Source organism: Cellulomonas sp. APG4, assembly GCF_009996735.1.
In the GTDB taxonomy this organism is placed as follows: Bacteria; Actinomycetota; Actinomycetes; order Actinomycetales; family Cellulomonadaceae; genus Actinotalea.
Genome location: NZ_JAACYI010000014.1, coordinates 26324 through 42898 on the forward strand (window position 1 = coordinate 26324; position 16575 = coordinate 42898).

Sequence of the window (16575 nt, forward strand, 5' to 3'; positions counted from 1 at the left end):
GCGAGGCGTCGTCCCGGGTGGCGAGGGTGTCCGCACCCGGGGGACGGTGGTGCTGGCACCCCTCACGACGTGCGGACGTCGGCGGTGTGGGCCTCGCGTCGGCTGAGCCACAGGAACGGCACGGCGAGCAGCTGGACGCCCGCGCCCACCAGGTACGAGGCGCCGTAGCCGCCCAGGTCGGCGACACGTCCGAGCGCGGGCTGGACCACCACGCCGCCGCTGCTGCCCATGAGCGAGTCGAACGAGAGCACCGTGGCCCGCTCGCTCGAGGGGATCAGGTCGTTGAGGTAGGCCTGCCGCACCGGGGTGGCCGCGGCGTCGAGCAGGCCCCACAGCACGAGGACGCCGACGGCGACCCAGACCGTGGTGAGGGTCGCGAGGACCGCGAGCGTGAGCGCCGAGACCGCGGTCGCCAGGATGATCGCCGTCGTGCGTCTGCGGAACGCGCGACGCAGGCGCGGGGCGAGGACGCCACCCGCGACCTGGGAGCCCGCGACCACCGCGGCCGCCAGCCCGGCGACCGAGTAGGCCTCCGTGTCGCCGTACAGCTCGAGGAGGAAGGGCTGCATCGCGTAGAAGGCGTAGAAGCCCACTCCCGAGACGAAGGGCGCGGCGAGCATGAGCCAGCGCACCGGCCGGTGGCCCAGGCCGTGCCGGAGGGACGCCCGAAGCACCCCGCGCACGGCCTCGCCCGGGCGCGCCGTCGTCGGTGTGAAGCCCAGGTCGCGCATCGCGGCGAGGGCGACGGCGGTCATCACGGTCAGGGCGGCGACCCGCACGAGGAAGGGCGCGCCGAGGTCCGTGACCTGGGCGAGCACGCCGCCGCCCACCGCGCCGACGAGCATCGCGACCCCGCCGACCACCTGAGCGCGGCCGAACACCTGCTCGAGGTCCCCGGTCCAGCCCGTCGCGGTGAGCGCGTCGACGAGCCAGGCCTCGAGCGCGCCCGAGAAGAACGTGAACCCGAGCCCCAGCAGCACCGAGACCACGGCCCACTGCCAGAACGGGGCGCGTCCGAGCCAGAGCGCCCAGTAGGCGAGCGTCGTCGCCGCGAGCACGACGGTGCCGAGCACGTACGACAGCCGCCGGCCCCAGGCATCGGCGACCACGCCCGTGGGGATCTCGAAGAGCACCATGCCCACGGTGAAGAAGGCGTTCGCGGCGAAGGCCTCGAGGTTGCTCAGACCGGCGTCGAGCAGGAAGAGCGTGTTGACGCCCCAGACGAGCGACGCCGCGAGGGTGTTGCCGGCCACGAGCACCAGGTAGGTGCCCTCGACCCGATGCGGGGTGGTGACCACGCGTCGAGCATGGCACCACCCACTGACGTGGGGGTCAGCGGTCCTCGGCCGGCGCGGGCCGGTGCGGCTCGAGCGTCGTGCGCAGCGGGATGCTGCGCACGAGCAACGAGGCGACGACCGCGACGAGCGCGATGGGGATCGAGGCCAGGAACACGCTGTGCAGCGCGTCCGCGAGGCCCTGACGCACGGCCGTCGCGACGGCGTCGGGCAGTGTCGCGAGCGTGCTCGCGTCGAGCACGGAGCCCGCGTCGAGCCCGCCGTCGGGCAGGTGCGCCGCGGCGCCCGCCGGCAGGTGTGCGGGGATGGTGGTGACCAGGCGCGAGGTCATGATCGTGCCGAGCACCGCGATGCCCACGGTGGCACCCGCGTTGCGGAAGAACTGCAGGGTCGCGGTCGCGACGCCCAGGTCGCGGCGGTCCACGGCGTTCTGCACCACGAGCGTGAAGGTCTGCATCGCGCCGCCCAGCCCCACGCCGATCACCACCATGGCGAGGGTGAGCTGGAGCTCGCTCGAGCCGTGGTGCATGCGCGTGAGCAGCCAGAAGCCCGCGGTCATGATCACCGTGCCGCCCACGATGAACGGCTTGTAGTGGCCCCAGCGGGTGATGAGCAGACCGACGAGGATGCCCACGCCGATCATCGACACGCTCATGGGGATGACGATCGCGCCCGAGCTGGTCGCGTCGACGCCCAGCACGCCCTGCGCGTACACGGGGATGTAGAAGACCGCGCCGAACATGGCCATCGCGACGGCGAGGGCCGCGAGGTTGGAGAACGTGACCACCGAGCTGCGGAACAGGCGCAGCGGGATGACGGGCTCGTCCGCGCGCAGCTCGATCGGCACGAAGATCGCGAGCAGCGCCGCCCCGGCGAGGAACAGGCCGAGGATCTGGGGTGAGGCCCACGGGTAGGTGGTGCCGCCCCACGACGTCGCGAGCAGGATCGCGATGAGCGCGGCCGAGAGCGTGAGGATGCCCGCGACGTCGATCCGGGCGTCGCGCCGAGCGTGCGGCAGGTGCAGGTACCGCGCAACGAACACGAGCGCCACGACGCCGATCGGCAGGGCCGCGAAGAACAGCCAGCGCCAGCCGACGGTGTCCGTGATCCAGCCACCCGCGAGCGGTCCGGCCACCGAGGTGAGGCCGAAGACGGCGCCCATGTAGCCCTGGTAGGTGCCGCGCTGCCGCGGCGGGATGATGTCGCCGATGATGGTCTGGGAGAGCGTCATGAGCGCGCCCATGCCGAGCCCCTGCACCGCGCGGGCACCCACGAGCCACCAGAAGTCCTGCGCGAGCCCGGCGAGCACCCCGCCCAGCATGAAGACGACGAGCCCGCCCAGGTAGAAGGTGCGTCGGCCGTAGAGGTCGGAGAGCTTGCCGATCACCGGCACCACCACCGCGGCCGCGAGCATGGCCGCCGTCGCGAGCCAGCTGTAGTGCGCCATGCCGCCGAGCTCGGCCACGATCACGGGGAGCGCGGGGGAGACGATCGTCTGGCTGATCGAGGCGACGAGCATGCCGAGCATGAGTCCGATGAAGACGAGGCGGGACTCGGGGCTCAGGCGTGCCCTCGGGGGAGCCGGCGTACCCAGGGCAGGAGCGTTCTCGGCGGTGGTGGTGCGTCGCGGCACGTGGGTCTCCTCGCGGTGATGTGCCGGGCCCACCCGGCCGGTCGACGCTACGTCGAACTTGCAGAGGCTGCAAGTTCGCACAGACTGCACAGTTGCAGGATGTGTAGCCTCGTACCCATGGTCGCCGCCCCCGCGCCCCTCGCCCCCTCCGGACCCGCCTCGGCCGCGAAGGACGAGGGTCTGCGCGAGCGCAAGAAGCGCGCGACACGGCGCGCCCTGCGGCTCGCGGGCCTCGAGCTGGTCGCCGAGCGTGGGCTCGACGCCGTCACCACCGAGGAGATCGCGGCCGCCGCCGGCGTCTCCCCGCGCACGTTCTTCAACTACTTCACGGGCAAGGAGGACGCGCTCGTCGGCAACGACCCCGAGCTGCTGCCGCGGCTGCTCGCCGGGCTCGCGGCCCGGCCGGTCGACGAGCCCGTGCTGGACTCCCTGCGCGCCGTCTTCGTGGCCTACGCGGACGACGTCGTGGTCGACCGTGACCTGTGGCGGCTGCGCATGCGCGTGGTCGAGCAGAACCCGTCCCTGCGTGCCGCGATGCTCGGCGCGACGGCCGAGCTCGAGCGCCGGCTCGCAGCGGCCGTGGCCGAGCGCCTGGGCATGGACCCGACCGAGCACCCCTACCCGCGCCTCGCCGCCAACCTCGCCGTCGCCGCCGCGCGTGCCTCGCTGCTGCACGTCGGCACGGGCCGGCCTGGCAGGGAGCTCGCGGAGGTCCTGGCCGAGTCGTTCGACGCGATCGCGGCCGGCCTGCCCGCGCCGGGCTGAGCCCGAGGACGCCGTCGGGCACGTCGTGCGCGTCAGCCGCGCGCGAGGAGGGTCAGCAGCTCGCTGTGCGCCGTGTGGGGGAACATGTCGAGCAGGCGTGCCCGTACGGGTCGCAGCGACGGCATCGCGGCGAGGTCGCGCGCGAGCGTGGTGGGGTTGCAGCTCGAGTAGAGGACGTGCCGTGTGCGCGAGGCCTCGAGCCAGGTCGCCAGCTCTGTCCCGATCCCGCGTCGGGGCGGGTTGACCACCACGAGGTCGGGGGCCTCCCCGGGCGGCGTCGCGAGCACGTGCGCCGTGGCGTCCGCGGCGACGAACGTGGCGTCGACGGCCGCCTCCGCGGCGGACTCGCGCGCGGCCGCGACGGCCTCGTCGCTCAGCTCGACCCCCGTGACCTCGCGGTCCGTGCGTGCGAGGTGGAGGGCGAAGCCACCCACCCCGCAGTACAGGTCCCACACCGACGACGGCGCCGCGTCGTCCGCCCAGGCGCGCGCCTGGCGGTAGAGCTCGACGGCCACCTGCGTGTTCGTCTGGAAGAAGCTCTGCGGCCGCAGGCGCAACGGGACGTCGAGCCGCATGGGCAGCACGGCCTGCTCGGTCAGCACGATCTCGTGCTCGCCCTCGAGCACCGCCTTGTGCTCAGGCAGCAGGTTGACCGACACCACGCGGGTGGTCGGTAGCTCGCCGAGGAGCCAGGGCAGGTGCTTGCGGATCCGCGCGAGCGACTCCTGCGAACGCAGCACGAACCGCACCATGAGCTCGCCGTCGGGCGAGACGCTCACGACGACGTTCTTGAGCTCACCGCGACGCGTCGGGACGTCGTAGGGCGTGAGGCTCGCCCGGCCCACGAACTCGGCGAGCGGGTCGAACGACCTCGCGAGGGTGGCGGGGTAGAGCGGGCAGGTGCGCAGGTCGACGCCGACGCCGCCGGGATCGAGGATGCCCAGGGTCGGCTGCTGGACGGTGCCTCCGACGGCGAGCTTCGCCTTGTTGCGGAACCCCTGCTCGGCGCTCGCGACCACGGGTGCCCACGCCAGCCCGGGCGGGTCGCCCAGCACGGTCCGGACGTGCTGCTCCTTGGCGGCGAGCTGCTCCCCGTACGGCCGCGACAGCCACGTGCACGACCGGCACACCTCGGCGTCGAACAGGGCGCACTGCACCCCACCACCCTAGGCGCGCCCGAGCCTCCCCACCCCACCTCCCTGGTACCCCCCGGGCCTCCACCCCCGCCCCCTGGCCCCCGGGCTCCCGCCGAGATCGTGACTCCGGTGGCGAGATCGTCGGCCGTAGCCCCCCATCTCGGCGCACAGGTCACGATCTCGACAGTGTGGGTGGGGTCGGGGAGCGGGGGTGGTGGGGTGTCGGAGGGGTCGGACAGGATCTGGGCATGGAGGACGTCGGTGGGCTCGACCATCTCGCGGAGCTCGTGCGGGTGCAGGACGCGTTCCTCGCGTCGATCGACGAGGTCGACCCGGACACGCGCGTGCCCTGGTGCGGGCGCTGGCGCGTGCGCGACGTCGTCGTGCACCTGGGCCGCATCCACCACTGGGCTGCGGCGCAGGCGCGGCGCACGCGCGAGGTGCCGCTCGGCCGCGGGCCCTTCGACCTCGCGCCCTTCTACGCCGAGCACGCGCACGAGCTGCGGACGGCGCTCGTGGAGCTCGGTCCTGACGCGATCGGCTCGACCTTGCTGGGGCCGGGGCCGGCGTCGTTCTGGCGGCGCCGCCAGCTCCACGAGACGCTCGTGCACCTGTGGGACGTGCGCACGGCGGGCGGGCTCCCGACGTCCGCGCCCGCGCCGGTGTGGGCGGACACCGTGGACGAGGTGGTCACCGTGATGCAGCCACGTCAGGTGCGCATGGGGCGGATGCCACCGCTCGAGGTCACCGTCCGGCTGGTCGCCGACGACGCGGATCTCACCTGGGACATGGCAGGGGAGACCGGGCGGTCGCCGGACGTCACGGTGACCTCGTCGGCCGAGCGTCTGGCCCTGATGCTCTGGAAGCGCGTCCCCACCGGTGACGGCTCCCTGGTGGTCGCCGGGGACGCGCACGTGCTCGCCCAGGTGATCGGGCAGCGGATCACGCCGTAGGGGGACTGGCGGCCTGGTCCGTGCCCGTGTGGCCGACGGAGGCCAGCAGCCGTTGCGCGAGGCCGGCGATCGCGGCCGTGAGCTCGGGGCCGCCCTGCACGTGGAACGCAGCGGGCACGACGGCGAGCTGCTGGGCGTACCACTCGGGGTTGTTGGTCGTGGCCACGAGCCTGCAGCGCGACGGCCCGTCGGGCTCGACACGCCCCAGGGCGCGCGGCAGCCACGGGCGCACGACGTCCGCGGGGGCGTCGATCCGCACGTCGACGTCGTGGGGCCAGCCCACGGCCAGGTGCTCCTCGAGCACCGCGACCGGGTCCAGGCCGTCCGGCGGGACGAACGTCGTCTCGAGCGTGGTGCACCCCGCGACGCGATCCACGCGGTAGGTGCGCACGGCGTCGGCGTGGTGGGAGCGGCACACGAGGTACCAGCGGCCGTGGCGCACGACGACGGCCCAGGGGTCGACGTCGAGGTCTCGCGGCACGCCACGCTCGGGTCGGTAGGCCACGCGCACCTGACGACGGTCGGCACACGCCTGGACGAGCGCCGCAGTGGTCGCGGGGTCCGGCCGGGCGGCGCCCCGATCGGGAGCTGCGGCCGCGGTGCTCCGCACCAGCTCGGCCTGCGCCGCGACAGCCGGAGGGAGGGCGCGTACGAGCTTCGCGAGGCCGCTGCCCACCGGGGTCGCGGGGTCGTTCGTGTCGTGGTGCCCGTCGAGGGCCGCCATCACCAGGCCGAGGGCCTCGGTGCCCGAGAACACGACGGGTGGCAGGCGAAGGCCCCGCCCCACCCGGTAGCCGCCGTAGGGCCCGCGCACCGACTCGATCGGGATGCCGGCCTCGCGCAGCACGCCCACGTAGCGCCGGGCCGCGCGCTCGGTGACGCCCAGCCGTTCGCCCAGCCGGGTCGCCGTCATCCCTGGGTTGCCGTGGAGCAGCTCGAGCGCGCGCAACGCGCGTGCGGTGGGGCTCGACTCGACAGTCACGCGCACCTCTCGGGATCCGGAAGCACAACGTCCGGAACCGACCCTAGCGTGGGCGCAACCGCCGGAGAGGGAGCCGCAGATGACCACGCTCGAGAACCGCCCCGCCACCGCCCTGCTCGTGATCGACGTCCAGAACGACGTCGTCGCGGGCGCGTACGAGCGCGACTCCGTCGTCGCTAACGTCGCGAGCCTCGTCGACCGCGCCCGGGCGCAGGCCGTTCCGGTGGTCTGGGTCCAGCATGCCGACGAGGGCCTCGAGCGGGGGAGCGAGGGCTGGCAGCTCGTGCCCGAGCTCGCCCCGGCCGACGGCGAGCCGCTGGTCGAGAAGGCCTACGGCGACTCGTTCGAGGGCACCACGCTCGAGCAGGTGCTCGCTGGCCTGGGTGTGGGGAGGCTGGTGGTCGCGGGTGCGCAGACGGACATGTGCGTGCGCTCGACCCTGCACGGCGCGCTCACGCGCGGCTACGACGCGCTGCTGGTGAGCGACGCCCACACCACCGAGGACCTCACCGCCTGGGGCGCACCGAGCCCGGCCGACGTCGTGGCGCACACCAACCTCTACTGGGGCTTCCAGAAGGCACCCGGCCGCACGGCGGGCACGGTCACCACCGCGGAGGTCGACTTCGCACCGGCGTGAGACGGGCCGGCTGGGCTGATCCGCAGCTGGGCCGCGCGCCTCAGCCCTGGGCCAGGCGGTCCAGGGCGAGGCCCGCGAGGAGGGCGGCCGAGATCGGCAGGGCACCGTCGTCGAAGCGCGCGTGGGCCGAGTGGTTGTAGGGCGCCGTGGCGGGGTCGAGCTCGGGCGGCGTCGCGCCCACGAACACGAAGGCGCCGGGCACCTGCTCGAGGACGTACGAGAAGTCCTCGGCGCCGGCGACCGGTCGCGGCGCGGGCTCCCAGGCCGAGTCGCCGAGCAGGGCGCGCGTGACGTCCGCGACGCGTGCGGCCTCGGCCTCGTCGTTGACCGTGACCGGGTAGCCGCGCACGTAGCGGGCCTCGGCCTCGAGGCCGTGCGCCGCCGCGACGTGGGTCGCCACGCGCTCGAGGATCTCGGGGATCGCCTCCCAGTGCTCGCGCGAGAACGTGCGCACGGTCGCGTCGAGCTCCGCCGTGGCCGGGATGACGTTGTCGATGGTGCCGGCCGCGATCCGGCCCACCGAGACGACCACCGGGTCCTGCGCGTCGAGCTGGCGCGTGATCGCGGTCTGGAAGGCGAGCACGATCTCGGCCGCGACGGGCACCGGGTCCGCCGCGTTGTGCGGGGTCGAGCCGTGGCCGCCCCGGCCGCGCACGGTCACGTAGAGCTGGTCGGAGGCCGCCATCTGCGTGCCCGGACGCCCGGTGACCACGCCCACCGGGGTGAGCGACGAGATCACGTGCACGCCGTACGCAGCGACCACGCGCTCGCCCGCGGCGTCGAGCACGCCCTGCTCGATCATGCGCTCGGCGCCGTGGTAGCCCTCCTCGCCGGGCTGGAACATGAAGACCACCGAACCGGCGATCTCCTCGCGCCGCTCGACCAGCAGCCGGGCTGCGCCCACGAGGCCCGCGATGTGCAGGTCGTGACCGCACGCGTGCATCGCCCCGGGGTGCTCGCTGCTGAACTCCTCACCCGACTCCTCGGTCACGGGCAGCCCGTCCATGTCTCCGCGCAGCAGCACCGCAGGGCCCGGACGCGCGCCCCGCAGCACGGCCGTCACCGAGGTCAGCCCGGTCCCCGTCGACACCTCGAGGTCGAGGGGCTCGAGCGCCTCGAGCACACGCTGCTGGGTGAGCGGCAGATCGAGCTCGAGCTCGGGGATGCGGTGCAGGTCGTGGCGCAGCGCCGCGAGCTCGGGTGCGAGGGCGCGTGCGTCCTCGAGCAGGCGGGCCGAGACGTCGTCGGGCAGCAGGGTCATGGGGCGCTCCGGGGCGGTCGGGACGGGCGGTGCCTCCGACGCTAGTGCCTCGACGCCGTTCCCGGTGCGGGGACGTCAGCCCAGCTGGCGCGCCCCCAGCCACGGCTCGAGCACGTCCTCGGCGCCGAGCCAGGGACCGAGTCCCTCGGCCATCTCGGCGTCGGTGAGCAGCAGGTGCTCGAACGGCGTCCGCAGGTCGGGCGCGTGGCCCCCGGCGCCGGTCACGACCAGGTGCGTCTCGGGACGACGTCGGCCCCACGTCCCGAGGGCGCCGATCGACAGCTGGCCCCCCGCCGCGTCCCAGACGCAGACGGTGTCGGGACGGTTGGCCACCCAGAACACGCCGCGCCCGCGGAACGGCCCTGCCGCGAGCTGCTCGACGTCCTCGACGAAGCGTTCGGGGTGGAACGGGCGGGACGAGCGCAGCTCGACGGTCCAGGCTCCCGGCGCCGACCGGTGGCGAGGCGCGGAGACCTGCAGCGGGTCGAGCCTCGCCTCACCCGCGCGCGCGTCGTGGTGGCCGGCCAGCAGCCGTCGCACGTCGAGCTCGTGCAGGCCGTCCACCCGGCGGCCGTCGAGCGCGCGCACGTGCTCGAGGAGCGCCGAGCCCGTCGCGTCGGTCCCGTGCGTCACGACGACGTCGGCGTGGGCGAGCTGGGCGGCGACCGCCTCACCCACCGCGCGCCGGTCGTCCTGCGTCAGGGCGAGACCGCGCTCGTCGATCAGGTCGTCGCCCAGGAGGTCGTCGTGCAGCGCGTCCAGGTCGACGCCGGCCGTCACGGCGGACAGGCGCAGCCGGGTGAGCAGCCCACCGCGGCGCACCTCGGCGTCGAGCGCGCGGGCGACGGGCAACGACTCGGCCGAGACCGGCAGCGCGAGGGCGACGGCGTCCCACCGTCCGTCGGCGGCGAGCTCACGCAGCCGGGGGACGGCGTCCTCGCGCACGGCGCAGCTCAGGCACGCGTGCTCGAGCGGCACGCGCGCGTCCTCGACCACGCCGTCGCGGTCCAGCACGAGGCGCCGGATCTCGCCGCCGCCCACGCCGTCGTCGTGGATGTCGTGCTGCAGCACGACGCCGGACGGGACGTCCATGAGGAAGCCGAGCACGAGCGAGTCGCGCAGCACGGGGTCGACGGAGGTGAGCACCGTGAGCGGCAGCCGGTGGGACATGCGGTTCTCCCTGCGGTCGGGGACGGGGTAGGGGCCGGCTCGGAACCGGACCCGAGCACGGTACGCCTTGACGAGAACGATTATCAATCTCTAGTTTCGAGGCCCTACCCACAGGAGGTCCGCATGTCCGCCGTCTGCCAGGTCCTGGGCACCACACCCGGGTTCGGCCACTCGATCTCGCACTCCCACGTGCGCACCAAGCGCCGCTTCGACCCGAACATCCAGCGCAAGCGCTACTGGGTGCCCTCGCTCGGGCGGCACGTGCGCCTCCGGGTGAGCGCCCGGGGCATCCGCACGATCGACCGGCGCGGGATCGACGCCGTGGTGGCCGAGATCCTCGCCCGCGGGGAGAGGCTCTGATGGCCGCCCGGCGACAGGACCAGCGCCCGATCATCACCCTGCGCTCCGCAGCCGGGACCGGCGCGTCATACGTCACGCGGAAGAACCGACGCACCACGCCCGAGCGGCTCGTGCTGCGCAAGTACGACCCGGTGCTGCGGCGCCACGTCGAGTTCAAGGAGAGCCGCTGATGGCCAAGGCGAGCAAGATCGCGCGCGACGCCCACCGCCGCGCCGTCGTCGCCCGGCACGCCGAGCGCCGTCGCGAGCTCAAGGCCGCGGCCGTGGACGTCCACGCGACCCCCGAGGAGCGCGCCCGTGCCATGGCGGAGCTGCACGCCCTGCCGCGCGACGCGAGCCCCACCCGCGTGCGCAACCGGGACGTCGTCGACGGTCGACCGCGCGGTCACCTGCGCGCGTTCGGGCTCTCGCGGGTGCGCATGCGGCAGATGGCGCTGCGCGGCGAGCTGCCCGGGATCACGAAGTCGAGCTGGTAGGAGGCCAGAGCCATGCGCAAGGACATCCATCCGCCGTACCACCCGGTCGTGTTCCGCGACCTCACCACGGACACGGCGTTCCTCACGCGGTCCACCGTGACGTCCGAGCGGACGACGACCTGGACGGACGGCCGCACGTACCCCGTGGTCGACGTCGACGTGTCGAGCGCGAGCCACCCGTTCTGGACGGGCCGCACGCGCGTGCTCGACACCGAGGGCCGCGTCGAGCAGTTCCGTCGCCGCTACGGCCAGCGGCCCGACGGCGGTGCGCGATGAAGGTGCGTGCGTCGCTCGCCTCGCTCGCGAAGAAGGACGGCGCGATCGTCGTGCGTCGTCGCGGGCGGGTCTACGTGCTCAACAAGCGCAACCCGCGCTGGAAGGGGCGGCAGGGCTGATGGCCGTCCCCAAGCGACGCATGTCCCGCTCCCGCACGCGCTCGCGGCGTGCGCAGTGGAAGGCCGAGCCCGTGCGGCTCGTCGAGGTGGTCGTCGACGGCCGCTCCGTGCACGTCCCGCGCCGCCTCGCACGAGCGGTGCAGCGCGGGCTGATCGATCCGTGGAACCCCGAACGAGGAGAGACATGACCCTGAACCGCCCCGACGTCGTCGAGCGCGTGGCCGAGCGCGCCCAGCTGTCCCGTGCACAGGCAGACGCCGCCCTGACCGCCGTGCAGGACGTGCTCGCCGACGCGCTGCGCGACGGCGTCGCCGTGCGCATCCCCGGCCTGCTGGTCGCCGAGCCCACCGAGCGTGCGGCGCGCACCGGGCGACACCCGCGCACGGGGGAGCCGCTCGAGATCCCCGCCGGTCGTGGGGTGCGCCTCGCGCCCGGCTCGGTGCTCAAGGCCGCCGTCCGCGCGTGAGCTGCCGTCGGGGCCCCGCAGGAAGGTCTGCGGGGCCCCGATGAGTTCGGCCGTCCCCGCGTGTCAGACCTGAGGTGCAGGGTGCACACGTCCGGACTCTGGGAGCCAGCATGACCACGCCGACCATCCTCACCACGCACACGCTCGACGTGCCGGGCGCGACGCTCACCTACGACGTGCGCGGCTCGCTCCCGGCCGCCGGCGGGCACCCGCCGCTGCTCGCGATCGGCCAGCCCATGGACGCGAGCGGCTTCGGCACGCTCGCCTCCTACCTGACGGACCGGACCGTCGTCACCTACGACCCGCGCGGGATCTCGCGCAGCACCCGGCACGACGGCGGCACGACGCACGACCCGGAGCAGCAGGCGGACGACCTGCACCTGCTCATCGAGGAGCTCGGCGCCGGGCCCGTGGACCTGTTCGGCTCGAGCGGTGGGGCCGTGACCGGCCTCGCTCTCGTCGCGCGGCACCCGCAGGACGTGCGCACGCTCGTCGCGCACGAGCCACCCGCGCTGTCGGTTCTCCCCGATGCCGCACAGGCGTTCGCCGCTGCGCGCAAGGTCGACGAGACCTACGCCGAGCGGGGGTGGGGAGCGGGCATGGCGATGTTCATCGCGCTGACCTCGTGGCAGGGCGAGTTCACGTCCGACTTCGGTGACCCCGCACCCGACCCCGCGGCCTTCGGCCTGCCCGCCGAGGACAACGGCTCGCGCGACGACCCTCTGATGTCCGGGGCCTCTGCCGCGGTGACTGCCTACCGGCCCGACGTCGAGGCCCTGCGCGCCGCTCCGACCAGGGTGGTGATCGCCGCAGGCATCGAGAGCAAGGGGATCCTCACCTGGCGCACCTCCGAGGCGATCGCGGCCGCGCTCGGCACCCAGCTCGCGGTGTTCCCGAGCAACCACGGCGGGTTCCTCGGCGACGAGTTCGGCCAGCCGGGCGAGCCCGAGGCCTTCGCGGCACGCCTGCGCGAGGTGCTCGACGGCGAGTCCTGACGACGGGTACCGGACGCGGATCGTCCGGACCGGGTCCTACCGTTCCACGCAGGACGACGTCGCGTGGGAGGGACTGAGATGGCCGAGGAGTACGTGCGCACAGGGCAGTTCCGGGGGGCGACGTTCCGGCAGGCGAGCTTCGCGGGTGCGGAGTTCCGCGAGGTCGACCTGAGCGGAGTGGCGGTTCGCGACAGCGACCTGCGCGGCGTGCGCCTGGCGAGCTGTGCCGTGGACGGCCTGGTGATCACCGGGATCGACGGGATGGCCGGCGAGGTGGTGGTCGACGATGTGCCCGTGGGCGCGTTCGTCGCCTCGGAGCTCGACCGGCGCTTCCCCGAACGCGTGCGGCTGCGCGCGGTGCGCACGGCCGACGACGTGCGCGCGATGTGGGCACAGGTCGAGGAGCTGTGGGCGGGCACGCTCGGACACGCCGCGGCCTTGCCCGACGACGCGTTGCACAGGCGGGTGGACGGCGAGTGGTCGTTCGTCGAGACGCTGCGCCACCTCGTCTACGTGGTCGACACGTGGGTGGGGCTGGCCCTGCAGGGCCGCGCTGACTCGTTCCACCCGTGGGCGCTGCCGCAGAGCGACCTGCCCGACGACGCCGCGGCGGCGGTGGGGCTCGACCGTGACGCGCGCCCCGCGTTCGACGACGTCGTCGCTCTTGTGCGGGAGCGCTGGGGCGCCGTCCGGCACGCGCTCGACGAGGTCACCGACGGGTCGCTCGACGAGCAACGCACGGTCCGACTGCCCGGTGAGGACGACGCACCGGTCACCGTGCGGCGCTGCGTCGGCACGGTGCTGCGCGAGCACGTGGAGCACCGCCGCTTCGCCGAGCGCGACCTCGCCGCACTCGCCCGCTGAGCGCACCACGCCGCTGCGCTGAACCTGCGGCTCGATCCGTCACCACCGAGAGGACAGACCATGGCACTGCCCGTTCCCATCGACCCCGAAGGGCTCCTGCGCAGCCCGGCGTTCGCCCACGGCATGCTCGCTCCACCCGGCCCCACGCTGTACGTCGGCGGGCAGAACGGCGTCGACGTGCGGGGCGAGCTGCTCCAGGGCCTCCGGGCCCAGACCGAGCAGGCGCTGCGCAACGTGCTCGCCGTTCTCGACGCGGCGGGCACCGACGCCGACCACGTGGTCCGGATGACCATCTACCTCGCCCCTGACGTGGACCCTGACGAGGCCTACGCCGCGTCGGCCGAGGTGTGGGGCGTGCGCCGCACCGCGGTGTCCGTGCTGTCCCTGGCTCCCGCGCGCCCTGGCGCCCTCGTCGAGATCGACGCCATCGCAATCGTCCCGACGGACTGATCGAGCCCGGCGTGCGCCGGCGCCCCGCCGACAGCCCGCCGAGATCGCACTCCCGCACCGAGATCGCACTCTCGACGGTGCGATCTCGGTGCGGCAGTGCGATCTCACGCTCGAGTCCGGGCGTCCGGGTGCCGATGTCTACATCGAGCGGGGCATCGCCCGCGTAGGGGGGCAGCCGTGGTTGCTGAGCAGGGGACGCGTGGCGCCGAGCAGCGGGTCACGCGTCGATCGCTGCACCGGCCCGGCCGCGCCGCCCCCGACCCTCCCGGCGTCCCCCGCCTGCCGGTGACGTGGCGCCCCCGCCGGAGGCTCGTCGTCCTCATCGCCGTCGTCGCAGTGGTCCAACCGGGACGGCGGGGCAGCCTCCTGCTGCTTGCGATTCAGGAGGGTCCGGGCTCGCGGGCCGCCCTCGTGAGCCTCGCCTTCGCGGTGGCAGGGCTGGCCCTCGCGGTTCTCTTCGCGCGCGGCTCCCTGAGCCTGAGATCTGACGTGCACGGGAGGACCGTGCTGGTCCACCAGGGCCTGCTGCGTCGCCGCGAGGTGCGACTCTCCGACATCGGTGAGGTGTGCGTGGTCGACGGTCCGGCGAGGCGTGTCCTTCTTCTCGACCGACGCGGTGGCGTCATCGCAGTGCTCGGCGCCTGCCCCGAGTTCTGGCAGCGTCCCGACGTCCATGCCCTGCTCGGCGACGAGGGAGTCGCGGTGCGTCGCGAGATCCTCCTTGACCGCGCGGTCGACATCGAGGCCGCGTACCCGGGGTCGACGGCCTGGGTCGAGCGCAGCAAGCTCCGTCTGTTCGGAGTCGTCGCCCCGCTGGTGCTGCTCGGTGTCTTCCTGCTCGCCTGGCTTCTCGAGGCCTGACGCAACTGCGCCGGCCGTGGTGCGGGTCCTCGCGCTGTCGCGATGATGTCGAGACCGGCGTGCCGGCTCCGTCCCAGGGGTGTCACGTCGACGACGGCGTGGCCGGACCGAGAAGGAGACGGACGATGGCGAAGTTCTTGCTGCTCAAGCACTACCGCGGCGGCCCTCAGCAGCGACCCAACGCGCGCACGCCGATGGAGGAGTGGACGCCGGCGGAGATCGCCGCGCACCTGCGCTTCATGGAGGACATGGCGGACGACCTGCGTCGCCGCGGCGAGTGGGTGGGTGGCGAGGCCCTCGCTCCCGAGGGGGCGTTCGTGCGGTACGACGGCGAGGGGAGGCCGCCGGTGACCGACGGGCCGTTCGCCGAGACCAAGGACCTCATCGCGGGCTGGATGATGATCGACGTCGAGTCGCTCGAGCGTGCCCACGAGACCGCCGCGTACCTCTCGTCCGCACCGGGGCCAGGTGGCCGCCCGCTCGAGGAGTGGATCGAGGTGCGGCCCTTCCTGGAGTACACGCCGCCGGTGGTCGACTGACCGTGGACGAGCTGCTGAGGCCACTCGTGCCCCAGGTGCTCGGCGTCCTCGTCCGTCGCGGGGCCGACCTCGCGACGGCCGAGGACGCCGTCCAGGACGCCCTGGTCGAGGCCGTGCGCCGGTGGCCCGACGGGTTCCCGGAGGACCCGAAGGGCTGGCTCGTCACGGTCGCGTGGCGCAAGCTCGTCGACGCGCACCGCTCGGAGGCGTCCCGCCGGACGCGCGAGGTGCGGGTGCTGCACGACGTCGCCCAGGGGCCCGTCGAGCAGCGGGACGACACGCTCCAGCTGCTCTTCTGGTGCTGCCACCCGGCGCTCACCTCCGCGTCCGCGGTGGCCCTGACCCTGCGCGCCGTCGGCGGCCTGACGACGCGCCAGATCGCCGAGGCGTACCTGGTGCCCGAGGCGACCATGGCGCAGCGCATCTCGCGTGCCAAGCGCACCGTCTCCGAGCACGGGGTGGGCGCCGACGGCGACCTCGGCGCGGTGCTGCGCGTGCTGTACCTCGTGTTCAACGAGGGGTACACGGGGGAGGTGGATCTCGCTGCCGAGGCGATCCGGCTCACGCGCTTGCTCGCCCGGCTCAGCCCCGAGCCCGAGGTGGGTGGGTTGCTCGCACTGATGCTGCTGCACCACGCGCGTCGCCCCGCGCGCCGGGACGCCGACGGCATGCTCGTGCCGCTCGGCCGCCAGGACCGCAGCCTCTGGGGCACCAGCCTGATCGCCGAGGGTGTCGACGTGCTCCAGACCGCGCTCGCGCAGGACAGGCTCGGGGAGTACCAGGCGCAGGCGGCGATCGCGGCGCTGCACTGCGATGCGCGTTCGGCCGACGAGACGGACTGGCCCCAGGTGCTCGAGTGGTACGACGAGCTGCTGCGGATCAACCCCTCGCCCGTGGTCGCGCTCAACCGCGCGGTCGCGGTCGGCGAGGTGGACGGCGCTCGCGCGGGGCTCGCTGCGCTCGCGTCCGTGCCCGACGACGTGCCACGCAGGGCGGCGGTCGCGGCCTGGCTGCACGAACGCGCCGGCGAGCCGGCCACGGCCGCCGAGCTCTACGCGCACGCGGCGTCGTCGGCCGCCAACCTCGCCGAGCGCCACCACCTGTTGCGCGAGGCCGCCCGCCTCGCGCCAGACGCCCCAGGAACCTGACCCGCCCGCGCCTGCCCGCCGCCCCCACCCGCCCCCTCCCACCTGCCCCCTCCCACCCGCCCCCTCCCACACGCCGCGCCCCGGCCCCATCCACCCCCACCCGGGTGTTGAGATCGCACTTCTGCACCGAGATCGCACTCTCGACAGTGCGATCTCGGTGCGGGAGTGCGATCTCACGGCGGTGGGTGGC

Annotated in this window: 22 protein-coding genes; 16 read left to right on the forward strand and 6 right to left on the reverse strand. The window is 74.0% G+C overall.

Features of this window, described 5'->3' with window-relative positions; all coding sequences use genetic code 11:
- Positions 1-62 precede the first annotated feature (62 nt).
- Together GXB85_RS11295 and GXB85_RS11300 are read right to left on the reverse strand one after the other, a co-directional pair.
- A complete protein-coding gene (locus GXB85_RS11295) occupies positions 63-1298 on the reverse strand; it encodes an MFS transporter (protein ID WP_161917762.1) in 1236 nt (411 codons plus the stop codon).
- A gap of 34 nt (positions 1299-1332) precedes the next feature.
- Entirely contained in the window at positions 1333-2928 is a 1596-nt protein-coding gene (locus tag GXB85_RS11300) for an MDR family MFS transporter (protein ID WP_370524186.1), read from the reverse strand.
- A 117-nt stretch (positions 2929-3045) separates the two neighbouring features.
- Between GXB85_RS11300 and GXB85_RS11305 the strand changes: the two genes are divergently transcribed.
- A complete protein-coding gene (locus GXB85_RS11305) occupies positions 3046-3693 on the forward strand; it encodes a TetR/AcrR family transcriptional regulator (protein WP_161917763.1) in 648 nt (215 codons plus the stop codon).
- A gap of 32 nt (positions 3694-3725) precedes the next feature.
- On the opposite strand, the gene rlmC is transcribed toward GXB85_RS11305, so the two are convergent.
- The gene (rlmC, locus tag GXB85_RS11310; protein ID WP_161917764.1) at positions 3726-4850 is read right to left on the reverse strand and encodes a 23S rRNA (uracil(747)-C(5))-methyltransferase RlmC; all 1125 of its coding nucleotides are present in this window, start codon (positions 4848-4850) and stop codon (positions 3726-3728) included.
- A gap of 227 nt (positions 4851-5077) precedes the next feature.
- On the opposite strand from rlmC, the gene GXB85_RS11315 reads away from it, so the two are divergent.
- On the forward strand, positions 5078-5782 hold the full coding sequence (locus tag GXB85_RS11315; RefSeq protein ID WP_161917765.1) for a maleylpyruvate isomerase family mycothiol-dependent enzyme: 705 nt from the start codon (positions 5078-5080) through the stop codon (positions 5780-5782).
- Here GXB85_RS11315 and GXB85_RS11320 read toward each other — a convergent pair.
- Positions 5772-6764 (reverse strand): WYL domain-containing protein, encoded by a 993-nt coding sequence (locus tag GXB85_RS11320; RefSeq protein ID WP_161917766.1) that lies wholly within the window; start codon positions 6762-6764, stop codon positions 5772-5774. The genes GXB85_RS11315 and GXB85_RS11320 overlap by 11 nt on opposite strands.
- A 79-nt stretch (positions 6765-6843) precedes the next feature.
- Here GXB85_RS11320 and GXB85_RS11325 point away from each other — a divergent pair, with 79 nt between their 5' ends.
- Positions 6844-7401 (forward strand): cysteine hydrolase family protein, encoded by a 558-nt coding sequence (locus GXB85_RS11325; protein ID WP_161917767.1) that lies wholly within the window; start codon positions 6844-6846, stop codon positions 7399-7401.
- Between the two features lie 40 nt (positions 7402-7441).
- On the opposite strand, the gene GXB85_RS11330 is transcribed toward GXB85_RS11325, so the two are convergent.
- Positions 7442-8662 carry a M20 family metallopeptidase gene (locus tag GXB85_RS11330; RefSeq protein WP_161917768.1) on the reverse strand — a complete coding sequence of 407 codons (1221 nt, stop codon included), beginning with the start codon at positions 8660-8662 and terminating at the stop codon, positions 7442-7444.
- Positions 8663-8737: 75 nt separating this feature from the next.
- On the reverse strand, positions 8738-9832 hold the full coding sequence (locus GXB85_RS11335) for a GTP-binding protein (RefSeq protein WP_161917769.1): 1095 nt from the start codon (positions 9830-9832) through the stop codon (positions 8738-8740).
- 123 nt (positions 9833-9955) lie between these two features.
- Here GXB85_RS11335 and rpmB point away from each other — a divergent pair, with 123 nt between their 5' ends.
- From rpmB to GXB85_RS11400, 13 genes are all read left to right on the forward strand, one after another.
- Positions 9956-10192 (forward strand): 50S ribosomal protein L28, encoded by a 237-nt coding sequence (rpmB, locus tag GXB85_RS11340; protein ID WP_161917770.1) that lies wholly within the window; start codon positions 9956-9958, stop codon positions 10190-10192.
- Entirely contained in the window at positions 10192-10362 is a 171-nt protein-coding gene (gene rpmG / locus GXB85_RS11345) for a 50S ribosomal protein L33 (protein WP_161917771.1), read from the forward strand. The genes rpmB and rpmG overlap by 1 nt, the downstream gene beginning before the upstream one ends.
- Positions 10362-10667 (forward strand): 30S ribosomal protein S14, encoded by a 306-nt coding sequence (gene rpsN / locus GXB85_RS11350; RefSeq protein WP_161917772.1) that lies wholly within the window; start codon positions 10362-10364, stop codon positions 10665-10667. The genes rpmG and rpsN overlap by 1 nt, the downstream gene beginning before the upstream one ends.
- Before the next feature lie 12 nt (positions 10668-10679).
- Positions 10680-10943 carry a type B 50S ribosomal protein L31 gene (locus tag GXB85_RS11355; protein WP_161917773.1) on the forward strand — a complete coding sequence of 88 codons (264 nt, stop codon included), beginning with the start codon at positions 10680-10682 and terminating at the stop codon, positions 10941-10943.
- Complete coding sequence (locus GXB85_RS11360; protein ID WP_161917774.1) at positions 10940-11062, forward strand: 50S ribosomal protein L36; 123 nt, start codon at positions 10940-10942, stop codon at positions 11060-11062. The genes GXB85_RS11355 and GXB85_RS11360 overlap by 4 nt, the downstream gene beginning before the upstream one ends.
- Positions 11062-11250, forward strand: a complete 189-nt coding sequence (gene rpmF, locus GXB85_RS11365) for a 50S ribosomal protein L32 (protein WP_161917775.1) — start codon at positions 11062-11064, stop codon at positions 11248-11250. Before GXB85_RS11360 ends, rpmF begins: the two co-directional genes overlap by 1 nt.
- Positions 11247-11528: an HU family DNA-binding protein gene (locus GXB85_RS11370; protein ID WP_161917776.1), complete on the forward strand. Its 282-nt coding sequence runs from the start codon at positions 11247-11249 to the stop codon at positions 11526-11528. Before rpmF ends, GXB85_RS11370 begins: the two co-directional genes overlap by 4 nt.
- Before the next feature lie 110 nt (positions 11529-11638).
- On the forward strand, positions 11639-12523 hold the full coding sequence (locus GXB85_RS11375) for an alpha/beta fold hydrolase (RefSeq protein WP_161917777.1): 885 nt from the start codon (positions 11639-11641) through the stop codon (positions 12521-12523).
- Between the two features lie 63 nt (positions 12524-12586).
- Positions 12587-13387 carry a DinB family protein gene (locus GXB85_RS11380; protein WP_161917778.1) on the forward strand — a complete coding sequence of 267 codons (801 nt, stop codon included), beginning with the start codon at positions 12587-12589 and terminating at the stop codon, positions 13385-13387.
- Positions 13388-13447: 60 nt separating this feature from the next.
- On the forward strand, positions 13448-13837 hold the full coding sequence (locus GXB85_RS11385) for a RidA family protein (protein ID WP_161917779.1): 390 nt from the start codon (positions 13448-13450) through the stop codon (positions 13835-13837).
- Positions 13838-14014: 177 nt separating this feature from the next.
- Positions 14015-14698: a hypothetical protein gene (locus GXB85_RS11390; protein WP_161917780.1), complete on the forward strand. Its 684-nt coding sequence runs from the start codon at positions 14015-14017 to the stop codon at positions 14696-14698.
- 125 nt (positions 14699-14823) lie between these two features.
- Positions 14824-15237 (forward strand): YciI family protein, encoded by a 414-nt coding sequence (locus GXB85_RS11395; protein ID WP_161917781.1) that lies wholly within the window; start codon positions 14824-14826, stop codon positions 15235-15237.
- Positions 15234-16385 carry an RNA polymerase sigma factor gene (locus tag GXB85_RS11400; RefSeq protein ID WP_202627892.1) on the forward strand — a complete coding sequence of 384 codons (1152 nt, stop codon included), beginning with the start codon at positions 15234-15236 and terminating at the stop codon, positions 16383-16385. The genes GXB85_RS11395 and GXB85_RS11400 overlap by 4 nt, the downstream gene beginning before the upstream one ends.
- Positions 16386-16575: the final 190 nt, after the last annotated feature.

Bases quoted from the DNA above. Each gene is read 5' to 3' on its own strand.
- GXB85_RS11305 (WP_161917763.1), top strand. From the start codon at position 3,046: ATGGTCGCCGCCCCCGCGCCCCTCGCCCCCTCCGGACCCGCCTCGGCC.
- GXB85_RS11315 (WP_161917765.1), top strand. From the start codon at position 5,078: ATGGAGGACGTCGGTGGGCTCGACCATCTCGCGGAGCTCGTGCGGGTG.
- GXB85_RS11325 (WP_161917767.1), top strand. From the start codon at position 6,844: ATGACCACGCTCGAGAACCGCCCCGCCACCGCCCTGCTCGTGATCGAC.
- GXB85_RS11330 (WP_161917768.1), bottom strand. From the start codon at position 8,662: ATGACCCTGCTGCCCGACGACGTCTCGGCCCGCCTGCTCGAGGACGCA.
- GXB85_RS11335 (WP_161917769.1), bottom strand. From the start codon at position 9,832: ATGTCCCACCGGCTGCCGCTCACGGTGCTCACCTCCGTCGACCCCGTG.
- rpmB (WP_161917770.1), top strand. From the start codon at position 9,956: ATGTCCGCCGTCTGCCAGGTCCTGGGCACCACACCCGGGTTCGGCCAC.
- rpmG (WP_161917771.1), top strand. From the start codon at position 10,192: ATGGCCGCCCGGCGACAGGACCAGCGCCCGATCATCACCCTGCGCTCC.
- rpsN (WP_161917772.1), top strand. From the start codon at position 10,362: ATGGCCAAGGCGAGCAAGATCGCGCGCGACGCCCACCGCCGCGCCGTC.
- GXB85_RS11355 (WP_161917773.1), top strand. From the start codon at position 10,680: ATGCGCAAGGACATCCATCCGCCGTACCACCCGGTCGTGTTCCGCGAC.
- GXB85_RS11360 (WP_161917774.1), top strand. From the start codon at position 10,940: ATGAAGGTGCGTGCGTCGCTCGCCTCGCTCGCGAAGAAGGACGGCGCG.
- rpmF (WP_161917775.1), top strand. From the start codon at position 11,062: ATGGCCGTCCCCAAGCGACGCATGTCCCGCTCCCGCACGCGCTCGCGG.
- GXB85_RS11370 (WP_161917776.1), top strand. From the start codon at position 11,247: ATGACCCTGAACCGCCCCGACGTCGTCGAGCGCGTGGCCGAGCGCGCC.
- GXB85_RS11375 (WP_161917777.1), top strand. From the start codon at position 11,639: ATGACCACGCCGACCATCCTCACCACGCACACGCTCGACGTGCCGGGC.
- GXB85_RS11385 (WP_161917779.1), top strand. From the start codon at position 13,448: ATGGCACTGCCCGTTCCCATCGACCCCGAAGGGCTCCTGCGCAGCCCG.
- GXB85_RS11395 (WP_161917781.1), top strand. From the start codon at position 14,824: ATGGCGAAGTTCTTGCTGCTCAAGCACTACCGCGGCGGCCCTCAGCAG.